This is a genomic window from Pseudomonas sp. C 49-2, from assembly GCF_003970195.1.
GTDB classification, from domain to species: domain Bacteria; phylum Pseudomonadota; class Gammaproteobacteria; order Pseudomonadales; family Pseudomonadaceae; genus Aquipseudomonas; species Aquipseudomonas canadensis.
Map to the genome: position 1 here is coordinate 1 of NZ_RXYG01000003.1, position 22,077 is coordinate 22,077.

Annotated in this window: 17 protein-coding genes and 1 pseudogene; 13 read left to right on the forward strand and 5 right to left on the reverse strand. The window is 59.5% G+C overall.

The features are described from left to right. The coding region (locus EJ576_RS29875; RefSeq protein ID WP_218570331.1) for a hypothetical protein at positions 1–239 on the forward strand (239 nt) is incomplete at its 5' end. Positions 240–322: 83 nt separating this feature from the next. Then, positions 323–2,659: a bifunctional diguanylate cyclase/phosphodiesterase gene (locus EJ576_RS06295; RefSeq protein ID WP_122723960.1), complete on the forward strand. Its 2,337-nt coding sequence runs from the start codon at positions 323–325 to the stop codon at positions 2,657–2,659. 61 nt (positions 2,660–2,720) lie between these two features. Here the strand turns inward: EJ576_RS06295 and EJ576_RS06300 are convergent, their stop codons facing one another. Both EJ576_RS06300 and EJ576_RS06305 read right to left on the reverse strand, forming a co-directional pair. Further along, on the reverse strand, positions 2,721–5,138 hold the full coding sequence (locus EJ576_RS06300) for a glucose/quinate/shikimate family membrane-bound PQQ-dependent dehydrogenase (protein WP_122723962.1): 2,418 nt from the start codon (positions 5,136–5,138) through the stop codon (positions 2,721–2,723). A gap of 429 nt (positions 5,139–5,567) precedes the next feature. Further along, positions 5,568–7,586, reverse strand: a complete 2,019-nt coding sequence (locus EJ576_RS06305; RefSeq protein ID WP_123474733.1) for a TonB-dependent receptor — start codon at positions 7,584–7,586, stop codon at positions 5,568–5,570. Between the two features lie 141 nt (positions 7,587–7,727). Here EJ576_RS06305 and EJ576_RS06310 point away from each other — a divergent pair, with 141 nt between their 5' ends. Together EJ576_RS06310 and EJ576_RS06315 are read left to right on the forward strand one after the other, a co-directional pair. Continuing rightward, positions 7,728–7,961 (forward strand): VF530 family DNA-binding protein, encoded by a 234-nt coding sequence (locus EJ576_RS06310; protein WP_012722427.1) that lies wholly within the window; start codon positions 7,728–7,730, stop codon positions 7,959–7,961. A gap of 4 nt (positions 7,962–7,965) precedes the next feature. Next, entirely contained in the window at positions 7,966–8,592 is a 627-nt protein-coding gene (locus tag EJ576_RS06315) for a Pr6Pr family membrane protein (protein WP_123474731.1), read from the forward strand. Between the two features lie 101 nt (positions 8,593–8,693). On the opposite strand, the gene EJ576_RS06320 is transcribed toward EJ576_RS06315, so the two are convergent. Together EJ576_RS06320 and EJ576_RS06325 are read right to left on the reverse strand one after the other, a co-directional pair. Next, positions 8,694–9,461, reverse strand: coding sequence for a siderophore-interacting protein (locus EJ576_RS06320; protein WP_123474729.1), 768 nt, complete (start codon positions 9,459–9,461; stop codon positions 8,694–8,696). Then, complete coding sequence (locus EJ576_RS06325) at positions 9,458–10,027, reverse strand: PadR family transcriptional regulator (RefSeq protein ID WP_126569850.1); 570 nt, start codon at positions 10,025–10,027, stop codon at positions 9,458–9,460. The genes EJ576_RS06320 and EJ576_RS06325 overlap by 4 nt, the downstream gene beginning before the upstream one ends. Before the next feature lie 457 nt (positions 10,028–10,484). Here EJ576_RS06325 and EJ576_RS06330 point away from each other — a divergent pair, with 457 nt between their 5' ends. The 5 genes from EJ576_RS06330 to EJ576_RS06350 all read left to right on the forward strand — a co-directional run bounded on the left by EJ576_RS06330 (position 10,485) and on the right by EJ576_RS06350 (position 16,197). Then, entirely contained in the window at positions 10,485–10,976 is a 492-nt protein-coding gene (locus EJ576_RS06330; protein ID WP_123474725.1) for a CS1 type fimbrial major subunit, read from the forward strand. A 120-nt stretch (positions 10,977–11,096) separates the two neighbouring features. Further along, positions 11,097–13,616 (forward strand): TcfC E-set like domain-containing protein, encoded by a 2,520-nt coding sequence (locus EJ576_RS06335; RefSeq protein WP_122723974.1) that lies wholly within the window; start codon positions 11,097–11,099, stop codon positions 13,614–13,616. A 91-nt stretch (positions 13,617–13,707) separates the two neighbouring features. Continuing rightward, a complete protein-coding gene (locus EJ576_RS06340; protein WP_256656590.1) occupies positions 13,708–14,892 on the forward strand; it encodes a hypothetical protein in 1,185 nt (394 codons plus the stop codon). 58 nt (positions 14,893–14,950) lie between these two features. Next, positions 14,951–15,709 (forward strand): molecular chaperone, encoded by a 759-nt coding sequence (locus tag EJ576_RS06345; protein ID WP_122723978.1) that lies wholly within the window; start codon positions 14,951–14,953, stop codon positions 15,707–15,709. A gap of 5 nt (positions 15,710–15,714) precedes the next feature. Then, positions 15,715–16,197, forward strand: coding sequence for a CS1 type fimbrial major subunit (locus tag EJ576_RS06350; RefSeq protein WP_123474741.1), 483 nt, complete (start codon positions 15,715–15,717; stop codon positions 16,195–16,197). Between the two features lie 498 nt (positions 16,198–16,695). Here the strand turns inward: EJ576_RS06350 and EJ576_RS06355 are convergent. After that, positions 16,696–17,108, reverse strand: a pseudogene (locus EJ576_RS06355) (transposase); the annotation flags it as partial. Between the two features lie 432 nt (positions 17,109–17,540). Between EJ576_RS06355 and EJ576_RS06360 the strand changes: the two are divergent. The 4 genes from EJ576_RS06360 to EJ576_RS06375 are packed head-to-tail and all read left to right on the forward strand — an operon-like array spanning position 17,541 to position 22,060. After that, positions 17,541–18,062 (forward strand): fimbrial protein, encoded by a 522-nt coding sequence (locus tag EJ576_RS06360; protein WP_178083525.1) that lies wholly within the window; start codon positions 17,541–17,543, stop codon positions 18,060–18,062. A 50-nt stretch (positions 18,063–18,112) separates the two neighbouring features. Beyond that, entirely contained in the window at positions 18,113–18,673 is a 561-nt protein-coding gene (locus EJ576_RS06365; RefSeq protein WP_126569853.1) for a fimbrial protein, read from the forward strand. A gap of 19 nt (positions 18,674–18,692) precedes the next feature. Further along, on the forward strand, positions 18,693–21,302 hold the full coding sequence (locus EJ576_RS06370; protein WP_158628942.1) for an outer membrane usher protein: 2,610 nt from the start codon (positions 18,693–18,695) through the stop codon (positions 21,300–21,302). Then, positions 21,299–22,060: a fimbria/pilus periplasmic chaperone gene (locus EJ576_RS06375; RefSeq protein WP_123474713.1), complete on the forward strand. Its 762-nt coding sequence runs from the start codon at positions 21,299–21,301 to the stop codon at positions 22,058–22,060. Before EJ576_RS06370 ends, EJ576_RS06375 begins: the two co-directional genes overlap by 4 nt. Positions 22,061–22,077 lie beyond the last annotated feature (17 nt).

Here is a 22,077-nt window from a genome sequence, read left to right on the forward strand (position 1 = left end):
GCGAGGTGCCGAGTGTTGGGGCAAGAGCGTTTTGCTTACTTTTGCGCTTTTCAAAAGTGAGCCGCCGTAAGGGCGGAACCAATTTCAGCCGTTACCCAAATAACGGATATGCCCCCCCAGCCAACCCTTTGTCGCCAAAAAACCGCCACAACATTCCCCGGTTTTATTGGGTGCACTTAACCAAAGTCCCAGCTAATCTCCTAACACCCAATATTCAATCAAAATGGATATTTTTTTGACGCCAGGTCAGCAGTCGCAGGGAATGCACATGACAAAGGGACGTAGTGGCAGAGAGAGGCGAACGCTGCCAGAGGGCACTGCAATGAGGTGGCGCCACACGTTCCAAACCCGTATCGCCGGGGTGCTGGCGCTGTTACTGCTGGTAGTGGTCGGCGCCACCTATTTCGCCGTCAAGACCGCCACCACCCGCGCCGTGGAAAACCAGGCGCAAGTCCAACTGCAAACCGGCAGCCAAGTGTTCGAGCGTCTGATCGACCTGCGCGGGCGTCGCCTGCAGTACGGCCTCGACTGGCTGACCGTCGACCTCCCATTCAAACAAGCCGTGGCCGAAGCCAAGACGGTGCCGATTCTCGCCGCATTACGTCGCCACGGCACGGGCATCCGTTCCAGCGAAGTGTTTGTGCTGGGCCTGGATGGCAAGGTCATGGTCAGCACTTTGCCGATCCTCACGCGCGGCCAGCTTTTTCCCTATGACGACGCCCTGCGCCATGCCCGGCGTACGGGCCTGCAGATGCTGATCGTGGCCCTGGATGGGCGGCCGTATCTGCTGGTACAGGATGAAGTGATCGACGAGTTGCCCATCGCGCGCATCGTCATGGGCTTTCCCATGGACAAGCTGTTCGCCAATGAACTGCGTTCCATGAGCAATCTGGAGGTGTCGTTCCTCAGCGTGCAAAACGGCACGCCCGGCCAGCTGTACAGCACTCAACCGGATGCTTACCAGGCAGCCACCCTCAGCCTGTTGCGCGAAGGGCATGTCGACCCCGAGCCGAAAATCCATTTGTTCTACGGCCAGCGTGTGCTCAGCCAGGTGTTGCCGCTGGCCAATACCGGCGATGGCGATGAAGTGCGGGTGCTGCTGCAAAGCCCACTCGACCATGCCCTGGAGTCCTTTGCGCCGCTGGACCGGCAGTTCCTAGGGATTGCCCTGGCGGTGCTGCTGGTGTCGTTGGCCGGTGCGCTGTTTCTGGCGCGACGAGTATCGCGCCCGCTCAATGCCCTGGTGCAGGCGGCCGAGCGTATTGGTGCCGGTGATTACCGCACGCCGGTGCGGGTGCGCAGCCACGATGAATTCGGCTTGCTGGCCCGCGCCTTCAACGCCATGCAAAGCGGCATCGCCGTGCGCGAGCGGCAGTTGGCGCATAACGCCCTGCATGACCCATTGACCGGCCTGCCCAACCGCGCCCTGGCCATGGAGCGGCTGGGCAGTGCGATCAGTGCGCGGCGGCCGGTGGTGTTGTTGTATGTCGGCATCGAAAATTACCGCGTGATCAACGAAGGCTTCGGCCCCGAGGGCGTCGAAGAGATGCTGCGCGAAGCCAGCCGCTGCCTGTCCATAAGCCTGTTGGCCAGTGATACGGCGGCGCGCATCGCCGGCAGTGAGTTTTTGCTGTTGCTGGAAAACACCGAGGTCGACCGCGCCGTGGCCCGCGCCGACCGCCTCTACGCGTTGCTCAGCGAACCCCAACGCATTGGCAACGACGAGTTGCGCCACGAAGTGAGCATCGGCATCGCCGCCTACCCGGCCGACGGCCAGCAAGTGGAAGAGTTGATCAGCCGCGCCGCCATCGCTCGGCATGACGCGGCCAGCCTGCCCGGGCATTTGCAGATCTACCAGCAGGACCGCGACTTGGCCCACCAACGCCAGATCACCCTGATCCGCGACCTGCGCCGTGCCGCCATCGAGGGTGAGTTGTTCCTGTGCTACCAGCCCAAACTCGACCTCAAGCACGGCCATGTACGCCAGGCCGAAGCCTTGTTGCGCTGGCAACATCCGACCTTGGGCCAGGTGTCTCCGGCAGAGTTCATCCCCTTGGCCGAGCGCACCGGCAGCATGGGCAGCCTGACCCTGTGGGTGATCGAAGAAGCCATCCGCCAGATCGCCGAGTGGTCGCGGCGCGGCATGTTGATTCAGCTGTCGGTAAATATCTCGGTGGATGATTTGGCTGATGATGACCTGGCGATTCGCGTCACTGCGCTGTTGATGCAATATCAGGTCGAGGCCGAGCAACTGATTTTCGAGATCACAGAAAGCGCGATCATGCACAACCCGCAACAGGCCCTCAGTGTGTTGGAGCAGTTGCGCGGCTGCGGTATCAGTTTGTCGGTGGATGACTTCGGCACGGGCTATTCGTCCCTGGCGCAATTGCAGCGCCTGCCGGTGCAGGAATTGAAGATCGACCAATCCTTCATACGCAACCTCGACAGCACCAGTGGCGACGGGGTGATCGTGCGCTCCACCATTGAAATGAGCCACAACCTCGGGCTCAAGGTCGTCGCCGAGGGCGTGGAGTTCGCCCCTAGCCTCAAGCTGCTCAAGCAGTGGAATTGCGACACCGCCCAGGGCTACCTGATCAGCCGTCCGTTGAATGCCATGGCGTTCGAGATGTGGATGCGCCGGGAGCGGGTGCCGCTTTGATCGGTATAAAAAAGGCGGCTACCTGTGAAGGTAGTCGCCTTTGTTTTACCGCCAGTGTTACTTAATCCGGCAGTTTGAACGCCATCACATAGTCACCCTGCTTGGTCCCCAGGGAACCGTGACCGCCGGCCATGACCAGCACGTACTGCTTGCCGTCTTTACCGGTGTAGGTCATAGGGGTGGTTTGCGCGCCGGCTGGCAGGCGGCCTTCCCACAGTTGCTTGCCGTTTTTCACGTCATAGGCACGCAGGTACTGGTCGAGCGTACCGCTGAGGAACGCCACGCCACCGGCGGTGGTGAAGGTGCCGCCCAGGCTAGGCACACCCATGGTCAGCGGAATCGGAACCGGCGCGCTGTCACGCACGGTGCCGTTCTTGTGCATCCAAATGGTCTTGTGGGTGGTCAAGTCGACCGCCGCCACGTAACCCCACGCCGGCGCCTGGCACGGCAGGCCCATTGGCGAGAGCATGGCTTCGAGGATCACACCGTACGGCGCGCCTTTGTTCGGCTGCACGCCTTCGGTTTCGCTGACGCGTGGACCTTGCTTGGCAATGTCGGCGGCCGGGATCAGCTTGGATTTGAATGCCATGTAGCTGGGGTTCACGAACGCGATCTGGCGTACCGGGTCGACGGAAATGCCACCCCAGTCGAACACGCCGAAGTTACCTGGGTAAACGATCGAACCTTGCAGCGATGGCGGGGTGAAAGCACCGTCGTAGCGCATGGATTTGAAATCAATCCGGCACAGCAGTTGGTCGAACGGTGTCACGCCCCACATGTCACGCTCTTTGAGCGGCGGTGGCATGAAGTTCAGGTCGGACTTCGGTTGGGTCGGCGAAGTGCGGTCGCCGGCTACAGCGCCTTGCGGTACAGCCACTTCGTGGATCGGCACTACCGGCTGGCCGGTCGCACGGTCCAGCACGTAGATGCTGCCTTGCTTGGTCGACGCCATCACCGCTTGCTTCACGCCTTCAGCGGTCTTGATGTCGATCAGCGACGGCTGGCCACCCACGTCCATGTCCCACAGGTCGTGGTGAGTGAACTGGAAGGTCCACTTCACGTGGCCGCTGTCGATGTCCAGGGCGGTCAAGCCGGCGGCGTATTTCTCGGATTCGTCGGTACGGTCGCCGCCGTATTGGTCGGGCATCTGGTTACCCATCGGCAGGTAGAGCATGCCGAGTTTTTCATCCACGGCGAACATGGACCACATGTTCGGCGAGTTGCGGGTGTAGGTCTTGCCTTCGGCCAACGGAGTTGTGTCGTCCGGGTTGCCGCTGTCCCAGTTCCACACCAGTTTGCCGGTGTGCACGTCGAACGCGCGGATCACGCCGCTCGGCTCGTCGGTGGAAACGTTATCGGTCACGTGACCGCCGATGACCACCAGGTTCTTGGTCACGGCCGGTGGCGAGGTGGAGTAGTAACCGCCTGGGGCGAAGCTGCCGATGTTGGCACGCAGATCGACCTGGCCTTTGTCACCGAAGTCTTCGCACATCTTGCCGGTGTCGGCGTTGAGGGCGATCAGGCGGGTGTCGGCGGTCGGCACGAAGATGCGTTTCGGGCAGGCATTCGGCGCGGCAGCCGGGCTGGCGCTGCCGGTCGGGCTCTGCTCGGAAGCGTAGGCGGCGTCATCGTGATACGACACGCCACGGCAAGTCATGTGTGCCCAGCCCTTGAAGTTTTCGGCACCCTGGCTGCTGATCTTCGGATCGAAGCGCCAGATTTCCTTGCCGGTATCCGGGTCCAGGGCAATCACTTGGCTGTGCGGCGTGCACACGTAGAGCATGCCGTTGACTTTCAGCGGGGTGTTTTCTGCGGTGGTCTCGCCTGGATCGTTCGGGCCAGGGATGTCACCGGTGCGATACGTCCACGCCGGCACCAGCTTGTGGGCGTTTTCCGGGGTGATCTGCGCCAGTGGCGAGTAGCGATCGCCGTAGGCCGAACGCCCGTAGGAGTTCCAGTCACCATCAGCTTGTGACGGTGCAGCGCTGGCCATGCCAGGGACTGCATCGCGGTCCAGTTGGCCGGTCTTGACCATTTCACCGGGGTTGGTGAATTGGCTGGCCAGGGCGGTAGCACCCGCCAGCACCACGGCCACGCTCAGCGCGCCAGTGCCCAGCGGGGCAGGTTGGCCACGCAGCAACGGACGGCGAAACCACGGGAGCAACATGACGATGCCCAAGGCGAACAGCAGCGCCAGGCGCGGCACCAATTGCCACCAATCCAGGCCGACTTCCCACAGGGCCCACACGGTACTGGCGAACAGCACCAGTGCGTACAGGCCCAGCGCGGCGCGGCGGGTGGCCAGCAGCAGGATGCCGGTCAGGGTGATGCCGATACCGGCCAGCAGGTAGTACAGCGACCCGCCGAGCATCGTCAGCTTGATACCCCCGGCCAGCAAGGCCAGGCCCATGATCAGCAGCAAGACGCCTAGCAACCTGGGCAGCAGGCGGCTTGGGCTTGAAGCACCATCAGTGCTCATAGTGTGTTTCTCCGTGACGTTGGAATTATGTATCCCCGTGTTTCTTCACTGTAGATGACGATTCGACACGGGCTTGGTTCAGCGTTAATTCGGTTTTTCTGGGGATAAGTGTGGTTATCCACAGGCGGGCGATTTATTCCCAGGCGCAGGTCGGTGTAAGACAGCGCTGTCTTGGGCGGAGGGGGAATTCGGCAAGATAGGGTCGACCGCGGGCGTGAAACGTTTCAGTTTGTTGCGGCAAGGATAAAGGGAGAGCGCGTCGAGAGAAAGCGTCAATCGCAAGATGCATCATTTCAGATTTGGTAACAGTGACAGAACGTCGCTGCAAAGGGTCCTGCAAAACCTGTAGGAGCCGGCTTGCCGGCGATGGCGGTTTCAAGGACGCCATCGCCGGCAAGCCGGCTCCTACAGGTTAGAATTGCGGTGTTTTTAGAAGGTGGTTCGAACGCCGAACTGCACACTTCTACCCGGCGCCGGTGCAATGTCGCGCAAGATCGAGCTGGCATACCGCACAGTCTGGTTGGTCAGGTTTTCACCGTTCACGAACGCCAACCACTGACTGCCACCCATGTTGAAGTGATAACCCGCGCTCGCCCCCAACGTGGTGTAGCCATCGGTGCCACTCTCGTTATCCGGCACCCGGCCTTGGCCCGCTGCATGTTCCACGTCAATGCGCGCCTGCCAGCGGTCCAGTTCCCACAGCAAACCGCTGTTCAAGCGCAGCGGTGCAATACGCGGCAACGCTTCGCCGGTGTCCAGGTTGGTGGCGCGGGTGTAGTCGCCCGACAACTCCAGCGCGAACTTACCGTAGGCGCTTTCGCCAAGTTTCCAGTGATCCTGGGCTTCGAAGCCGGCGAAACGTGCACGCACGCCGGAGTATTTGTACTCAGGGATGCCGCCTGCGTCTTCTTCACCTTCATCGTTCAGCGTGCGACCGCTGCCCAGCAGGCCTATGTAGTTGGAGAAACGGCTGTAGAACACGCCGAAGCTGCCCTTGTGAGTGCCATTGTCAAAGCGCAGTGCCAGGTCGCTGGACACGGCTTTTTCTTTCTTCAGGTTGGCATCGCCCAGCTCGTAGGTGCCGGTGGCGACGTGGGCGCCGTTGGCATACAGCTCGTAGAAGGTCGGTGCGCGTTCGGTGTAACCCAGGGTCGCGGCCAGGGACCAGACCGGCGTGAGGGTGTAGACCGCACCGGAAGACAGGCTGCCGGCGGTGAAATCGTTGGATTTGTCGGCACCGGCAAAGCGTGCGTTGCCCTTGGCGTCCGGGTCGACGCTGGTGTGTTCCAGGCGGCCGCCGAGGCTGAGTTTCAGGCGTTCAGTGGCCTGCATTTCTTCGAGGATGAACAGCGCGCCGGCCGTGGTGTCGGTCTGCGGCACGAAGGCTTCTTCACCGAGGGCCGAGAACTCGTTGCGGGTCACTTGTGCGCCAACCACGCCATCGAGCGGGCCGATGGGCTGATGGCGGGCTTCAACGCGCGCTTCGTAGCCTTTGTTCTTGAAGATCGTGCCGGTTTCGCCACCTTCGATTTCGCGGTGTTCGTAGTCGGTGTAGCCGGCATCGAGTTTCACCGAGGTAAACGGGCCTTGCAGGTTGCGGATTTCCGACGCAAACGCGTAGTGATCCTGCTTCATGCGGATACGCACGTCCTGCTCGGCCGGCGAGCCGTAGTTCGCGTCGTAATTGCTGTAGGACAAGCCGGCATAACCGTCGTCCCAGGTGTAGGAACCGCCCACGGCCCCGCCGTCCTGGCGTCCGTCACTGTTGCCCAGGCGCGCGTTTTTACCCGGAGTGTCTTCGGTTGCCGGCGCGTGCCGACTGCGTGCCTGGCCGGGGATTTTCAGGTCATTGAATTCCCGCGCGTTGGCGTCCAGGTGCAAGGCAAAGGTGCCGTTACCGGCTTCCAGTCTGCCCGCGCTGCTGCGGGTGGTGTCGGCGCCGCCGTAGCGCAGTTCACCGGCACCGTGGATGCCTTCGATGGCCTCGGTAGGGATGCGGTTGTCGAAGGTGTTGACCACACCGCCGATGGCGCTGCCGCCATACAAAAGCGCCGCCGGGCCGCGCACGATTTCAATGCGGTCGACGTTGACCGGGTCCAGCGGCACCGCGTGGTCGTAAGACAGCGACGACGCATCCAGCGCGCCCACGCCATTGCGCAGGATGCGAATGCGGTCACCATCCTGGCCACGGATGATCGGCCGACTGGCGCCTGGGCCAAAGTACGAAGACGACACGCCCGGTTGTTTGTTCAGGGTTTCACCGAGGCTACCTTTTTGTTGCAGGGTCAGGTCATCGCCTTCCAGCACGGTGGTGGGCGAGGCGAGCTGTTCATTGCCCAGCGGGTTGCCGGTGATGACTTGGGGCTGCAGCTCAAGCGCGTGGGCTTCGGAGCAGATCAACAGGGCGGCGGCAAGCGGGGACAAGCGCCACAGAGAAGAGAAGGACATCAGACACATTCCTTGGCAAAACGACTAAAAGATTTGAAAGGTATGGTTACAATATAACATCTCTTTTTCGTTGAGAACGGGAACTTTTTTCTTCGTGCTAAAGTGACCGGCTGTATTTCTACTTTTTGTAAAAGGCCCGGCATGACCGCGACAAGCAACGACCCACTCCACGGCGTGACCCTGCAGCACGTCCTCACCACCCTGGTGGAACACTACGAATGGGAAGGCCTTGCCGAGCGTATTGATATCCGCTGCTTCAAGAGCGACCCCAGCATCAAGTCGAGCCTGACCTTCCTGCGCAAAACTCCGTGGGCGCGGGAGAAAGTCGAAGGGTTGTACGTGAAACTGATGCGCACCAAACGCCCGCTGGATTGAACCCATGAAGCGGTTAGTGGCAGCAGCGGCGCTGGCTGGTTGGACAGGGTTGGTGATTCAGCAATACCTGATTTTTTATTCGCGCTGGGAGTCTGGCGCCAGCCTGCTGGGCGGGTTGATCAACTTTTTCAGTTTCTTCACCGTGCTGACCAACACCCTGGCGGCGGTGGTGTTGAGCTATGCGTGGGTCGACCGCGATTCAGCCGCAAAGCGGTTTTTCCTTGAGCCCAAAATCAGCAGTGGGGTCGCCGTGAGCATTGTGGTGGTGAGCCTGGCCTACAACCTGTTGCTGCGGCATTTGTGGCAGCCCGAAGGCTTTCAGTTTATTGCCGACGAATTGCTGCACGACGTGATGCCGGTGCTGTTTTTTATCTATTGGTGGCGGTGCGTTCCCAAGGGCAGCTTGCAGCTCAAGCACGTTGCGGGGTGGGTGCTCTACCCGCTGGTGTACTTTGGCTATGTGCTGCTGCGCGGGGATTTGCTCGGGCAGTATCAATACCCGTTCATTGATGTGGGGACTCTTGGTTATCCACAGGTGTTTGTGAATGCCGGGGGGATATTGGTGGGGTTTGTACTGATTGCGTTGGCAGTAGTAGGGTTGGACAGGTTTCTGAAACCACCACAAATCTAATGTGGGTGCCGGGCTTGCCCGCGATGGCGGAGTGTCAGTCGACAGATGCACCGCTATCGCAGGCCAGCTCCCACATTTGATCTTCAGTGTGTTCGAGGGTTTTAGTCTTCTTCGCTGCCCTCGGCACGCCAGTAGCCCACGGCCTTGAGAAACTCTTCATTAACCTTGTGGGTATCCAGCAACACCCGCCGCACCTGGCGTGACAGCTTGGACTCGGTGGCGACAAAGCTGTACAGCGAGCCACTGGGCAGCGTCAGTTTCTGCACGGTATCCAGCAGATCATCCTGGCCGCGAATCACCCAGATCACCTCAACATCGGCAGCACTCTTCAGTGCCTGCTTTTCAGCCGCATTGGCGATCTCAAGCACTGCCAGCACCTTGCGCCCCGCCGGCAGTTCTTCCAGGCGTCGCGCAATGGCGGGCAGGGCGGTTTCATCGCCGATCAGCAGGTAGCTGTCAAAGATGTCCGGCACGATCATCGAGCCCCGTGGCCCGCCGATGTACAGGTGCTGGCCGACCTTTGCCTGCTCGGCCCACGTGGAGGCCGGGCCATCGCCGTGCAGCACGAAGTCGATATCCAACTCACCGATGCTCAGGTCAAAGCGACGCGGCGTGTAGTCGCGCATGGCCGGCTGTGGGCCGTCGCCCTTGATGGTGAAGGCCGGGCTTTCCAGCGCGGCCTGCTCGGCGGCGTTCTGTGGAAACAGCAGCTTGATGTGATCGTCGGCACCCAGGCTGACAAACCCCGCCAGCTCTGGCCCGCCCAGGGTGATGCGACGCATGCGCGGTGTGATGTCGACCACCCGCAACACTTGCAGGCGGCGGCGTTTGATTTCGTGGGTCACGCGATGGATGACTTGCGTATTCATTGAGCTTTCCCCTGGATAGGTGGGACGACCGGGCCGTCGACAATGGCTTGGGCAGTGCTGTTGAGCAGCGCCGCAACACGAATGATTTCTTCCGGGCTCCAGCGCCCGTGATGCAACTGCAAGGCATGGCGCAGGTTATGCACCGCCTCGTGGATTTCAGGCGGGCGATCATGGCCGCGCAACGAGCGTTTGCTCACATCGATGCGCATGCGCACGCCTTCCAGTGCAATCGCCTGCTCACCTAAAGAAAGACGACCGGCGTCGGTGATTGTGTAGCGTTTTTTTCCGCCTTCGGCGTCGCTCGTGACCAGTTCGCTTTCTTCCAGGAAGGTCAGCGTCGGGTAGATCACACCGGGGCTGGGGCTGTAGGCGCCGTCGAACATCCCTTCGATCTGGCGGATCATGTCGTAGCCGTGGCACGGCTGTTCTGAGATCAACGCCAGCAACAGTAGCTTGAGGTCACCGGAGGCAAATACGCGTGGGCCGCGGCCACCGCGTTCGCGCCCGGCGCGTTTTTCGAAATTGTCACGGCCATCGCTGTGCTCGCGGGGGGGATGCTCGCTCATATTCCGTTTCCTCTGTTTTGATAAGATATAACTTAAGATATATCTTTGTGCGGTGAAAGGCTTAGGTGACCAACGGTAACTCCCTGCGTGCGTGGCACCCATGTCGTACTACAGTCAATACTAAAACTTTTAATTGTGTTTTCAGCTCTGAAAGTTGTTTTTTAGTATTATTTGTATATCCTTTTCAATAATATTAAATGGTGTTTAATTTTTGTAGGTTTATTCTTTCAGGTGGACTTTAGGTTTTGACTAAATACCATCTTTTTCAGTCAAGCTTTGAACATTAAAGCCACGCTATTGTGCGAAATGGCTGGCATTCCTGTGGGTTGAATTGCTCCATCATTACTCCGCTTTTCATTCATTGATCAGCGCGTAGTACCCAACGCTAGTTGTGCCGTGGGTTACCCCTTTCACAACTTTTAAGCAATTCATATCAATGCAAAAACAGGTGTCGACTATGTTCAAGAAATTTGCAATTGCCGCCCCCCTGGCTGCTCTGGCGCTGTGTTCCACGGCGTTTGCAGCCGGTGAAGCCAACCACACTGTCAATATCAAGGCGAGCATCCCTACCACCGTGTTCCACGTACAACCGCGCGACCCGAACTGGGGCCGGGATGAGACCATGGCTTACAACTTGGCCAATGGTGAGTTGGCACCGTTGAGCGCTATCTATGACATGCGCAATACCAACGGTTCGATCCATGCCTACATCGACGGTGGCCCGGCCATGCTGTTCAACGGTGACGCAACTCAAAACATCCCGCTGACCGCCACCCTGAACGGTGTAGTGCTGACGGGCACGCCTCAGGAAGTTGTCAACGACGCAGACTCCACCCCGGGCCTGGGAGCCGAACTGCGTATTGCCGCTGCCAAGCCGTCGGCAACCCAGCGCGGTAGCTACACCAGCGTCATGCCGCTGGTATTCGACGCGGTACTGCCAGCCCTTTGATGCTAACCCGCGCCTTTTAGTCCAGTACTAAAGGGCGTCGCATCAGCAGGCCGGCGGGCGTTTCCAGACGTCGCCGGCCTGCTTTTCATTCTTGTCATTTGGCATTCAGAGTATTAGTTCATGTTCCCGATGACTCACATCGCGGCGGCGCTCGCGCTGCTGATTTGTATGGGTGTCCTGGCGGCGCCGAGTTCTGGTGCTGAGAACCCTGGCAGTCTGATCGCCCAGGCCCAAGACTTGCCCATGGGGTTCAGTGATCACTTCTTCGATGTCCCGCTGGCGGTGCGGGTCGATCTTGACCAGCAATGGCTGGGCGAGGCGTTGATCGTGCTGTCCCGGGATGATCGCGTAACGCTGCTTGAGTTTACCGACGTGGGTGAGAGCAAACTGCCCATGGCGACTCGCGACACTTGGCAGGCCATCCTTGAGAAGGGCGTGGCCCTGGGCGCCTGCAGCCAGTCGTGCCCCGAGCAAATGCTGTCTACCCACTACAGCCTTGAAAGTTCACAGCTTTCGATCATCACGCAAAACGTCGAGCACGCTGACGACGCCCCGCGCTATTACGCGCAGCCTGAGGGCGGCAGCCGTGGCTTGATCATTAACAATCAATTGAACCTCAATGGCGGCCAGGATGAAGACCTCGGTGGGCGGTTTGGTTTGCAGGCCAGTGCCAGCCTGGGTAACTGGAGCCAGGTGTTCAACCTGCAACTGGCTCGCCAGAGTGGCGATGAGGAGCAACTGCGCCACGCGATCCACGAGCTTTATAGCCAGCGTGAGTTGGAAGGGCGTTTTCTGCGACTGGGGCATTTCACTCCCAACTCCGATGGCCTGACCCGCCAACTGCGCAGTTTCGGCGCCAGCCCCGACACCGCGTTGGGGGTGATGTATGGCAGCTCCGACACCCTGGCGATCAACGACGCCAAGGCCAGTGTCTATCCGATCTACGTCACGGCCAACCGGCAGGCCGCCGTGGAGATTTACCGCAACGGCCTGCTGATCAATACCCAGTCGGTGGCCGCCGGTTTGCAGACCCTGGATACGCGCCCGCTGCCCGGCGGTATTTATGAGGTGGAAGTGCGCCTGGTGGAGGACGGTATGACCGTCAGCACCACCCAGGAGCTGGTGTACAAGCCGAGCAACTGGCGCAACGCTGATGACCGCTGGCGCTACAACGTGTTTGCCGGCCGGGAGACCAAATTATTCAGTAACTGGGATGAGCAGGCTTCCGGGGCGGTAACAGCGGGTGCGTCCGTCAACTACCTGCTGCACCCGCGGGTGATCCTCGGCCTCTCGGCGCGTGAAGTACGTGAGCAACTGCAATACGGCGGTTCGGTGGATTGGACCGTGGCCAACAACACCAGCCTCTACGCCAACCTCTACAAAACCCAGGAACACGGCACCGGGATGGACCTGCAGGCGCTCTACACGTTGGGTGCCACCAACCTGGTGTTCAGCCACAACCGCAGTTGGCTCGACACCCGCGATACCTATGAAACGCTGCCTGACGGCACGCGGTTGCGGCGCAATACCTTCGTCGGCGAAACCAGCCACTCGGCGTTGTCGGTCAACCACCGCGTCGATGCCTTCAACTCATGGAACGTGCGCCTGTCCCACAGCGAAGGCAACGTCGAGGGCACCGGCCTGGACCTGGGCTGGAACCGTCGCGGCACCTTGCTGGGCCATGACGCCAACTGGCGCTTCTCGGCGTTTGATCGGCCGGGCACCAGTGGCACCGACGATCAACGCAACCGTGGCATCGACATCACCTTGAGCCTGGCTCTGGGCACCGACGGTCGGCAAGTGTCCGGCAGTGTCGGCACCCGCACTGCCCGTGATGGCGGTCGCGACAACAATGCCTCGGTCACCTATCGTCAGGACCTCACCGACCACGTGCTTCAAAGCGTTTCGGCCACCGCCATCACCGACACCTATGGCGTTGGCCTATCAGGCACAGCCAGCTTCACGACGGACACGGTCAGCGGTGACGGCTACCTGCAGCGCAGCTCGTTCAACAACAAACTCACCGGTGGCTTGAACCTCAACAGCACGTTTGTGGCGGGTGCCGACAAGGCGTTGCTGACCAGCCAGTACCACGGCACGGGTGCGGGGATGATCATCGATGTCGAGACTGATCTCGACGCCATCACTTTGCGTGCCGACGACTTCAGTGGCGGTGGCGCGGTGCTGCGCCCCGGTCGCAATTTTGTGCCGCTGTCGGCCTACAAGAGCAGCACCGTCAACTTCGATTTCGAGGGCAACCACCCGCCGGCCGCCAATATCCAGCCGGCGCGTACCCGCTACCACCTGAACAAGGGTGGGGTGGACTACCGCAAAGTCACGGTGATGAAAACCGTCTCGGTACTGGGGCGCCTGCTCGACGCCCAGGGCCGACCTCTCAAAGGCCATCACGTGATCAACCATGCCAGCCGCGGGGTCAGCGAGGTGGACGGGTTCTTCTCGATGGAAATGAGCGCCAGCTCACCGACCTTGGAAGTGCGCTACCAGAACCAGTTGCTCTGCCAGTTTCGCCTCGACCCGGCCAACGCGCCGAATGAAAGCGATGTGCTGATGATCGGTGATCTGCGCTGCACGCCCGACTCGCTGGCCGAAGCCAACCTCAACGCAGGAATCGCTGGCTGACGGCTGCCCGCATCTTTGAACCGGAGAATGTATGAAGTTAGTTGCCGTAACCCGAAGTGCCTTGGGATCTTGTTGCGTACTCGTCCTCTTCATGGGCCTGTTCAGCACGCCGGCGCAGGCATTTGTCGAGGATATCACCGCCGTGTTCCGCCCCGATCCGAGCAACCCGATGGTCAACAAGTTTCAAAACACCACGCCGGAAAGCGGGATTTGCCCCTGGCATATTCCTGCGCGGTGCAAGGCGATGAATATTTTCACTATTCGCCGAGCCTTCAGCGCTAGGTCCAATCAGCCAATCGTTGCTTACGCCGAACCGCGTAAAAGCGCCTATTTCAAGGTTCCTTCGCAATGGCGCGATTTTCAAGTGACCCACCGTGCGACTGGAGCAATCGAGACCGTTCAAATGCGCATTGCCGGTATTGGCGTGCATTGGGATATCCCTCGTCCTCCCGGTGTCTCTGCTTGGGCGAGCACCATCACGCCCAATTGGTCGTCGCACTGGCGGAATGCACCGCCCCCTTGCCAGGGGGTGAACTATCTTGCGGCTGGGACATTCTTTGCGTTGGTTTTCTGGCTGGTCCCCGAGAATGCCGGTGCATGCAATGTGACGGCCGGCACTGAGATTCCCTGGATGAAATACTCGGCGCTTGAATACGCCTACGAACTCAGGACCCCGAACCCGCTTGCAATGTTTTCCGGTGAATACATCGGGGGCATCAGCTATACGATTGGCCCGGGCGGTGATTTCGACTTTGGTGATGTCATGGAAAGTGCGGACAGCGTCGCCACGTTCAACTTCCAGCTGTCCGTGGAACACGCCCTCAAGGTCGACATTCCACCCGGCGGCAACCGCATCGAGTTGATGCCCCAGGGCGGCTGGCAGGCCTGGCTCAACCATGGGCGCGCACCGGCACGTTTGTACCGCGACCAGACCTTCCGCATTGCGAGCAGCTCGCGTTTCAAGATGCAGCTCGAATGCTCGATCGTCATGGGCAACACCTGCGGCCTGCGCAATGCCGAGGGTGATGACGTACCGCTGCAGGTCGCCGTGACCTTGCCCAGCGGTTTGGTCGACCAGTACGGGCAAGCGGTGAACAAATTGCCGCTGCGCCTGGATGGTGTCGGCAGCGAGCTGTTCCAACCTTTGCATTACGTGAGCGACCGGCCGGGCAGCCTGCACTTCGAGGTGCAGCGAGACGACATGGGCGAAATGCTCAAGCGGCCGGGGAGTACTTATTCGGGCGTGGTGACCGTGGTCTGGGATTCGCAGGTCTAGACGGCCATCCGCAGTACCGGCCCGCGGGCTGTGTTCAATCATTGAGGCGTAATCAAACATGAAACATGCAGTGTTATGGATCGGGATGTTCCTTTATGCCCTGGGGGCCCAGGCGGCGCCGGCAATCAACGTCGGGGTGGTGTATGACTATCTGGAGCAGGACCGCAGCTCCTATCTCAAGCGCGTGTCCAACACCGGCACAAGCACGGCGTTTATCCGGGTCGATGTGCTGGAGATCATCTACAACGCCGACGGCACGCACCGCGAGGTGCCGGTAGCGTCGCTGGCCGACAACGAGGGCAAGACCACCAGTCGCGATGGTCTGATGGCCAGCCCGGCGCGGCTGATCGTGCCGGCCAATGGGCGCCAGGGCACACGGCTGTTGTACATGGGGCCGCGGGATAAGGAGCGCTATTTCCGGGTGCGTTTCATCCCGGTGGTACCGGAAAAGGACGACAACTTCACCGTCACCGACGAAGAGCGCGCCGAATACAAGGACAGCTTGGCGGCGGGGGTCAACGTCATGGCGGGCTACGGCACGGTGTTTTTCGTGCGGCCGAAAAACACACGTTTCGATACGCAGGTCAAAGAGACGGCTGGCCAGTACCAACTGCGTAACAACGGCAACAGCGTGGTGGTGCTGGATGAGTTTCGCGACTGCTCTGCGACGGCAAAAAACGACTGCCTGCCGACCACCAAGCACCACGTCATGCCAGGACGCCAGTTGGTATTCGAGAAAAAGGCCGAGCGCACCTACGTCTTTCAAATGATTGAAGGGCAGAAGAAAAAGTTGATCACAGTCGACAGTAACGGGTGATGACGATGTTCAAGCAACTGACAAGGCTTACGGTGTTGGCGGTACTGGTGTTTACCGCCGGTTCTGCCTGGGCGATCGAGGAGCGCCACGTGTTCGAGGTGTCGGTGACGATTCCTGTTCATGAGGCCTATGTCCTGCCTTCGGAGCCCGATTGGATGGGGCATGATCAAGTGCTTACGTGGAACCTGGTGAGCTCCCAGTTGAGTCGCCTGCGCAAGAATTTCGATGTGAAAAACCTTTCCGGCGGGGTCGCCGCACGCTTGGGTGCTGAGGCCTATCTGTTCGACGGACGGAACCGGATCGACTTGCGGGTACTGTTCAACCTGGTTCCCCTGACTCTGGACAGTACCGAGGTGGTCAAGGCTGCAGAGGCCCAGGTGGGCCGGCGCGCGGAACTGGAGGTCGCGGCGATTGAGCCCGTGGGCGGTTATAAACCCGGGGAGTATTACGGCACGGTCCATATCGTGTTCGACTTCCTTGCGCCTTGAATCGGGGCCAGCGCAGATAATGGTCTACCGCCGTGGGTCGCTGCACAGGCCTTGGCTTTCATGCTCCCTCTGCAAGAAAGCAATTTATGAGTCAAGCCGACTCCATCGCAGCGCTTCGCCATCGGTCTCTGGATCAAATCCACAGCCTGTTCGCCTGAGAGGGGGCTGGGTGCACACTTCACGGCGTGCACGTTGAGCGCCGAGCAGCTTTACCTGCGCCCCCGGTGCAGTCTCTGGCGGTCATTCTGATTACACGGCCTTGACGGGTGTGTTGTTGGCGAGCCTGGAAGCGGCATCCGGGCTGGATGTCGCCCCTCGCCACCGCTGACATTTCTTATCGAGCATTGCTTAAGGATGGTCTGAAATAGCCAGGTATTTTCCGGCTATCGAGCGGTCAGCACTTCAAAAAAACGACGCACATCAGAATTTGATCAATGCTCTTCGGTTTTTCAGGCCCATTGGGCACAGTAAGCCTCTGCGCAGCAGCTATTTCCTGTATCACACGGACACCTCTCCTGCGTTCGCCAACACATGTTGACGCGCCATCCACTGGTTCGACAGGGCGAACAGCGTCACCATCGGTGCAGTGTTTTCACCAAGCCTCGGAAGCGCGCCTTCGCATAACCGAACTGGCGTTTGATCACCCGAAACGGGGGCTCGACCTTGCGTATCGCTTTGTATATGGCACTGCGTTTTCCGTGCTTTTTGTAAGTACTGCGACGGGCTGCAATCTGCCAGATGACCTCGCGCCCTGCATGCTCTTCGCGTTTCTCGGCCCCGGTGTAACCGGCATCAGCGCAGATCACGTTTTCCTCGCAGTGCAGCAATTTTTCGACCTGCGTGGCGTCCGCAACATTGGCTACCGTGACGACCATGCTATGCACCAGGCCGGATTCATCATCTAAAGGCACGGCGACTGGTATCCGAAGATTTTGCCAACTCAGGAAGTCTTTTACAGAATCTCCTTGTAATCCGGTTCTTACATACAGGTACTGCACTAAGTCTTTATGATTAATGTTCGTGTAGTTCTCTTCTTACAGGCATTTCCCATGTTTTGGCAAATTGCCACACTTTTCCTATATCTCTCGGTATAACAAGACTACGCCGCTGTCTGAATTACCCGGCTTACGTACTCAACGTATCAGATGGAAACTTACATCGCTTCGAACGGATGCTGATCTGCAATACAAATAGTTGGAAAAGTTGCTTCGCGCTTAATGACGTGATTCGCACTTTTAGCTGTATCAAATCAGACGCCATATCTCGATCGATGCTGACTGAGTCCTACGCACTCCTGCGGAAGGGTTTCTACATGACATTCAATACTGTGTGAGTACGTGCAAATGAAAACCAAAATGAACACTGCGCTGTTGTCTATCGGGTTGCTGGTGGGTTCGGCTTCCGTTGCTCATGCCGCCGATGGAACGGTGACGTTCATGGGGTCGGTCCACTCGGGTGCTTGCTCGATCAAGCCTGACTCTGTCGATCAGACAGTCAACCTTGGTGCGATTGCCAAACACCAGTTGGAAAAGGGAGGCAAGTCTGAAGCACGGCGCGTGCTGATCGAGCTTGAAGGGTGCGATTTGAGCGGCCTCACCGATAACACCGTCACCACGACCTTCACCGCTGCGCCATCAAGCACCGTCCCCGGTGCAATCGGCACGGTGGGAGGCGCGGGTAACGTGGGCATCATGATGACCCATGGCAGTAAACCTATCGGGCTGGGTGTCGCTACCACCCCGCAAGCTATTTCCACCGGTAATAACACGTTGGAATTCGGTGCCTATGTACAAGGCGCCGCGACCGCGCCAATCGTCCCTGGTGAATTCAGCGCAGTCACCAACTTCACCTTGGCTTATCAGTAAGTTTTACCCCCGCCACTGCGGTGGTGGGGGGAACTTGGCGGGAGATAAAGGTGAACACAGTTATAAGTCTCGCTATTGCCTCTTCATTGACGATGCTCATCAGCCCTTGCGCTGTCGCCCAGGCGCCTGCGCAAGGCGAGGGTGTGGTCACGCTCGCAGGTGAAGTTGTCGACTCAGCCTGTGGGCTGGAACTGGCCAGTGTCGATCAAGTCATCGAGATGAACCCCGAGCCCATCGGTCGGCTCTTGCGAAACGCGCGGGGGGACATCCATCCCTTCCAGTTGCGCCTGGTCAATTGCTCATTAACGCGTCCTGACCCCTCACGGCCCGGTGCGAACCTGCCGGACTGGCAGCACATGCGTGTGACGTTTGATGCGCCCACCGACAGAGAAGGGCGCTCGTTTGCTCTCTTCGGCAGCTCGCAGGGAGTGGCCCTGCATATCGAGGACGCTGCGGGCCAGGAGGGTGTCCCGGGTGTGCCGATGGCGCTGCTTCCGTTGGTGGCGGGCGATATGACACTTCACTACACGCTGCGCCTGGTTGGCAATGGATTACCGCTGGCAGCCGGGCCTCACAACGCCGCAGTGCGGTTCAAGTTGGAATACTTTTGAACATTGATGGGCTGCTTGCATGTTGAATACATCGAAGGTCAGAAATACGCTGCGCCCAAGCCTTTTTGGCGGGTTGATATCACTGGCGGGTACCGCATTGGGTGCCGGGGATATCGAGTTCAATACCGACGTTCTTGATCTGAGTGATCGTTCCAATATTGACCTGTCTCAGTTTGCGCGCAGCGGGTTCATTCTGCCGGGTACTTACTCGATGGTCGTGCAGATCAATACTCAGCCTCTGTCTGAGCAGTCGGTGGCGTTTTACCCACCGGATAATGATCCCAAAGGCAGTCAAGCCTGCTTATCACCAGGCCTGGTGGAACAGTTGGGCCTCAAGGCGTCCGGCGCGGCCAGCCTTACCTGGTGGAAAAGCGGGCAGTGCCTGGATATTCAAGGCTTGCCAGGCATGGAGGTCAGTGGCGACCTGGCTACCGCCACGCTGAGCATCAGCCTGCCCCAAGCTTACCTCGAGTACAGCGACATTAACTGGGACCCGCCCTCGCGTTGGGATGAAGGGGTGCCGGGATTGCTCGTTGACTACAATCTGACCGCGCTGTCCAGCTACCGAAAGAACGACGGGGCTCGTAATAACCTCACGGGTAACGGAACGCTCGGCGCCAATGCCGGGGCCTGGCGCCTGCGGGCAGACTGGCAGGGACGTGTCGAAAAAGGCCGCGACGGGGCGCCCAGTCCTCAGCGGCTGGAGTGGAGCCGTTACTACGCTTATCGCGCCATTCCAGCGCTGAGGGCGCGCTTGGTTGTGGGCGAGGACTATCTGTATTCGGACCTGTTTGACAGCTTCCGCTTTACAGGTGCGGCGCTCAACTCGGATGAAAGCCAGCTGCCACCTAACCTGCGCGGTTATGCCCCGGAAGTGGTTGGCGTGGCCAAAACCAATGCGAAAGTTGTCATCAGCCAACAGGGGCGTGTGCTGTATGAAACGCTTGTGGCGGCGGGCCCTTTTCGCATTCAGGACCTCAATGACGCCGTCAGTGGCAGGCTGGATGTGCGGGTGGAAGAGCAGGACGGTTCGGTACACATTTCCCAAGTCGATACGGCAGGCGTTCCCTACCTGACGCGCCCGGGGCGAGTGCGTTACAAGCTGGCAAGCGGGCGACCGTCCAATCTCCAGTACGGCGCCGAAGGTGACTTTTTTGGCACGGGTGAGTTCTCTTGGGGCGTCAGTAATGGCTGGTCTCTGTTTGGCGGCGGCATCAGCGATAACAACTATCGGGCGCTCTCCATTGGGGGGGGCCGCGACTTGCTGGCGTTCGGGGCCGTATCGTTGGATGTCACGCAATCCCACGCCAACGTGTGGAACGAGACGCTCTCGGGTAAATCCTACCGCCTTCAATATTCCAAGCACTTTCAAGAGTACGACAGCCAAGTGACCTTCGCGGGTTACCGGTTCTCCGAGAAAAACTTTCTGAGCATGAGTGAGTACCTGGATGCTCGGCATTTCGGCAGGAACGGCGAGCGCCGCGGCGAGGGCTACGACCAATATGGCCACTACAGCGAGAGTGGGAAGCCAATTGGCGCCAGCAAGGCCCTTTATACGGTGACGGTCAATAAACAGTTTCGTGACCTGGGAGCCACCGTCTATGCCAGTTACAACAAGCAGACTTACTGGGACCGGCCAGACACTCATCGCTGGAACCTGTCGGTGTCGCGCTACTTTAATGTAGGCACTGTCAGGAACCTGAGCCTGTCCCTCAACACCTATCGGACGCAGGATTACAACTATAAGGATAACGGCGTATCGCTGACGGTGAGCTTGCCGTTGGGGCCCACTGGCACATTGTCGCTGGATGCCAATAGAGGTGCAGGGACCAACCGTTTTTCAACGCGCTACAGCGATCGAATCGATGAGCGTAGCAGCTACCAGCTCAGTGCAAGCGACAACGCTGCCAGCGGTTACTTGAGTCATGTGGGCGATCAGGCTGACATCAACCTCAGCGCCAGCCAGCAAGAAGGCAATTACAGCACCCTGAGCATGTCTGCCCGCGGCGGTGGCACGCTCACGCCTTACGGTGCAGCACTGCATCGTACTACCAGTACCGGCGGCACCCGTCTGATGCTGGATACCGCCGGAGTGCCCGATGTACCCGTGCGCGGTTACGGCACACCGACGCGCAGCAACGCCTTCGGCAAGGCGGTCATTGCCGATATCAGCAGCTATCAGCGCACGGCGGCCAGTGTCGACCTGGAGAGCTTGCCGAGCAACGTCGAGGCCACTCAGTCCGTCACGCAACTGACACTCACCGAGGGGGCTATTGGTTATCGCTCGCTGGAGGTGATTGCCGGCGAGAAGGCGATGGCTGTTCTGCAACTAAACGATGGCAGCACGCCGCCCTTCGGCGCGATCGTGAAAAACATGAAGCACCAGGACACCGGGATTGTGAATGACGCTGGCAGCGTCTACCTGAGCGGCATTCAGGCCGGCGAGCAGATGGTCGTCAGTTGGGGCGGTGCCGAGCGATGCAGGTTCACGCTCCCTGTCATTTTGCCCGCTGATGGCCTGACCGATGCCCTGCAATTGAACTGTCAGCGGATAGCCGCTGACCCATCCTCGCCCGCCCCGGCAGTGCTGACCGGCAAGCCACTCGATACGGAGACAACATCCTCATGACGCTGAATACACCCCTCACCGTGCAGGCATTTGCACTGCTGGTTCTAGGTTTGAGCCAGGGCGCTTATGCCGCAGTTGGGCTGGATCGTACCCGCGTGATTTTTGATGGCGGCAAAGAGGCCACCAGCGTGAACATCACCAATAACAACACCCAGTTGCCGTATTTGGCTCAGGGTTGGATTGAGGATGAAACCGGTCAAAAGATCACCTCGCCCTTGATCGTGCTTCCACCGGTTCAGCGCTTGGAACCTGGCAAACAAAGCCAGGTGAAAGTTCAGGCGCTGCCGGCGGCCAAATTGTTGCCCCAGGATCGAGAGACGGTCTATTACTTCAACTTGAGGGAGATTCCGCCGCGCAGCGATAAAGCCAACACCCTGCAAATTGCGTTGCAAACCCGCATCAAGTTGTTCTACCGACCGCAAGCCATCACGCCCAGTCAGCAAGACTTGTCCAACCCCTGGCAGGAAAAACTCACCCTCAGCCTTGAGGGCGAGCGCTATCGGGTGAACAACCCGACGCCTTACTACGTGACCCTGGTGGATGCACGCAGCAGTAAGGACGGCAAAACCGTGCCGGGCTTCGAGCCGCTGATGGTTCCGCCCAAGGGCTCGCTGACCTTGGGGCCGACGGCCAAGGCACTCGGCACCACCCCCTATCTGGCCTACGTGAATGATTACGGCGGACGCCCGCTGATGGCTTTCATCTGCAGTGGCAACGCTTGCAAAGTGAACGCGCAAGCATCCGCGGCCAATGAGTAGCGCCTGTTGCCGGAGAA

Coding starts and splice junctions, on each gene's coding strand:
- EJ576_RS06330 (WP_123474725.1), top strand. CDS start 10,485: ATGTTCAAGAAATTTGCAATTGCCGCCCCCCTGGCTGCTCTGGCGCTG.
- EJ576_RS06305 (WP_123474733.1), bottom strand. CDS start 7,586: ATGTCCTTCTCTTCTCTGTGGCGCTTGTCCCCGCTTGCCGCCGCCCTG.
- EJ576_RS06375 (WP_123474713.1), top strand. CDS start 21,299: ATGACGCTGAATACACCCCTCACCGTGCAGGCATTTGCACTGCTGGTT.
- EJ576_RS06300 (WP_122723962.1), bottom strand. CDS start 5,138: ATGAGCACTGATGGTGCTTCAAGCCCAAGCCGCCTGCTGCCCAGGTTG.
- EJ576_RS06350 (WP_123474741.1), top strand. CDS start 15,715: ATGTTCAAGCAACTGACAAGGCTTACGGTGTTGGCGGTACTGGTGTTT.
- EJ576_RS06315 (WP_123474731.1), top strand. CDS start 7,966: ATGAAGCGGTTAGTGGCAGCAGCGGCGCTGGCTGGTTGGACAGGGTTG.
- EJ576_RS06320 (WP_123474729.1), bottom strand. CDS start 9,461: ATGAATACGCAAGTCATCCATCGCGTGACCCACGAAATCAAACGCCGC.
- EJ576_RS06295 (WP_122723960.1), top strand. CDS start 323: ATGAGGTGGCGCCACACGTTCCAAACCCGTATCGCCGGGGTGCTGGCG.
- EJ576_RS06345 (WP_122723978.1), top strand. CDS start 14,951: ATGAAACATGCAGTGTTATGGATCGGGATGTTCCTTTATGCCCTGGGG.
- EJ576_RS06370 (WP_158628942.1), top strand. CDS start 18,693: ATGTTGAATACATCGAAGGTCAGAAATACGCTGCGCCCAAGCCTTTTT.
- EJ576_RS06310 (WP_012722427.1), top strand. CDS start 7,728: ATGACCGCGACAAGCAACGACCCACTCCACGGCGTGACCCTGCAGCAC.
- EJ576_RS06340 (WP_256656590.1), top strand. CDS start 13,708: ATGGGCCTGTTCAGCACGCCGGCGCAGGCATTTGTCGAGGATATCACC.
- EJ576_RS06335 (WP_122723974.1), top strand. CDS start 11,097: ATGTTCCCGATGACTCACATCGCGGCGGCGCTCGCGCTGCTGATTTGT.
- EJ576_RS06360 (WP_178083525.1), top strand. CDS start 17,541: ATGAAAACCAAAATGAACACTGCGCTGTTGTCTATCGGGTTGCTGGTG.
- EJ576_RS06325 (WP_126569850.1), bottom strand. CDS start 10,027: ATGAGCGAGCATCCCCCCCGCGAGCACAGCGATGGCCGTGACAATTTC.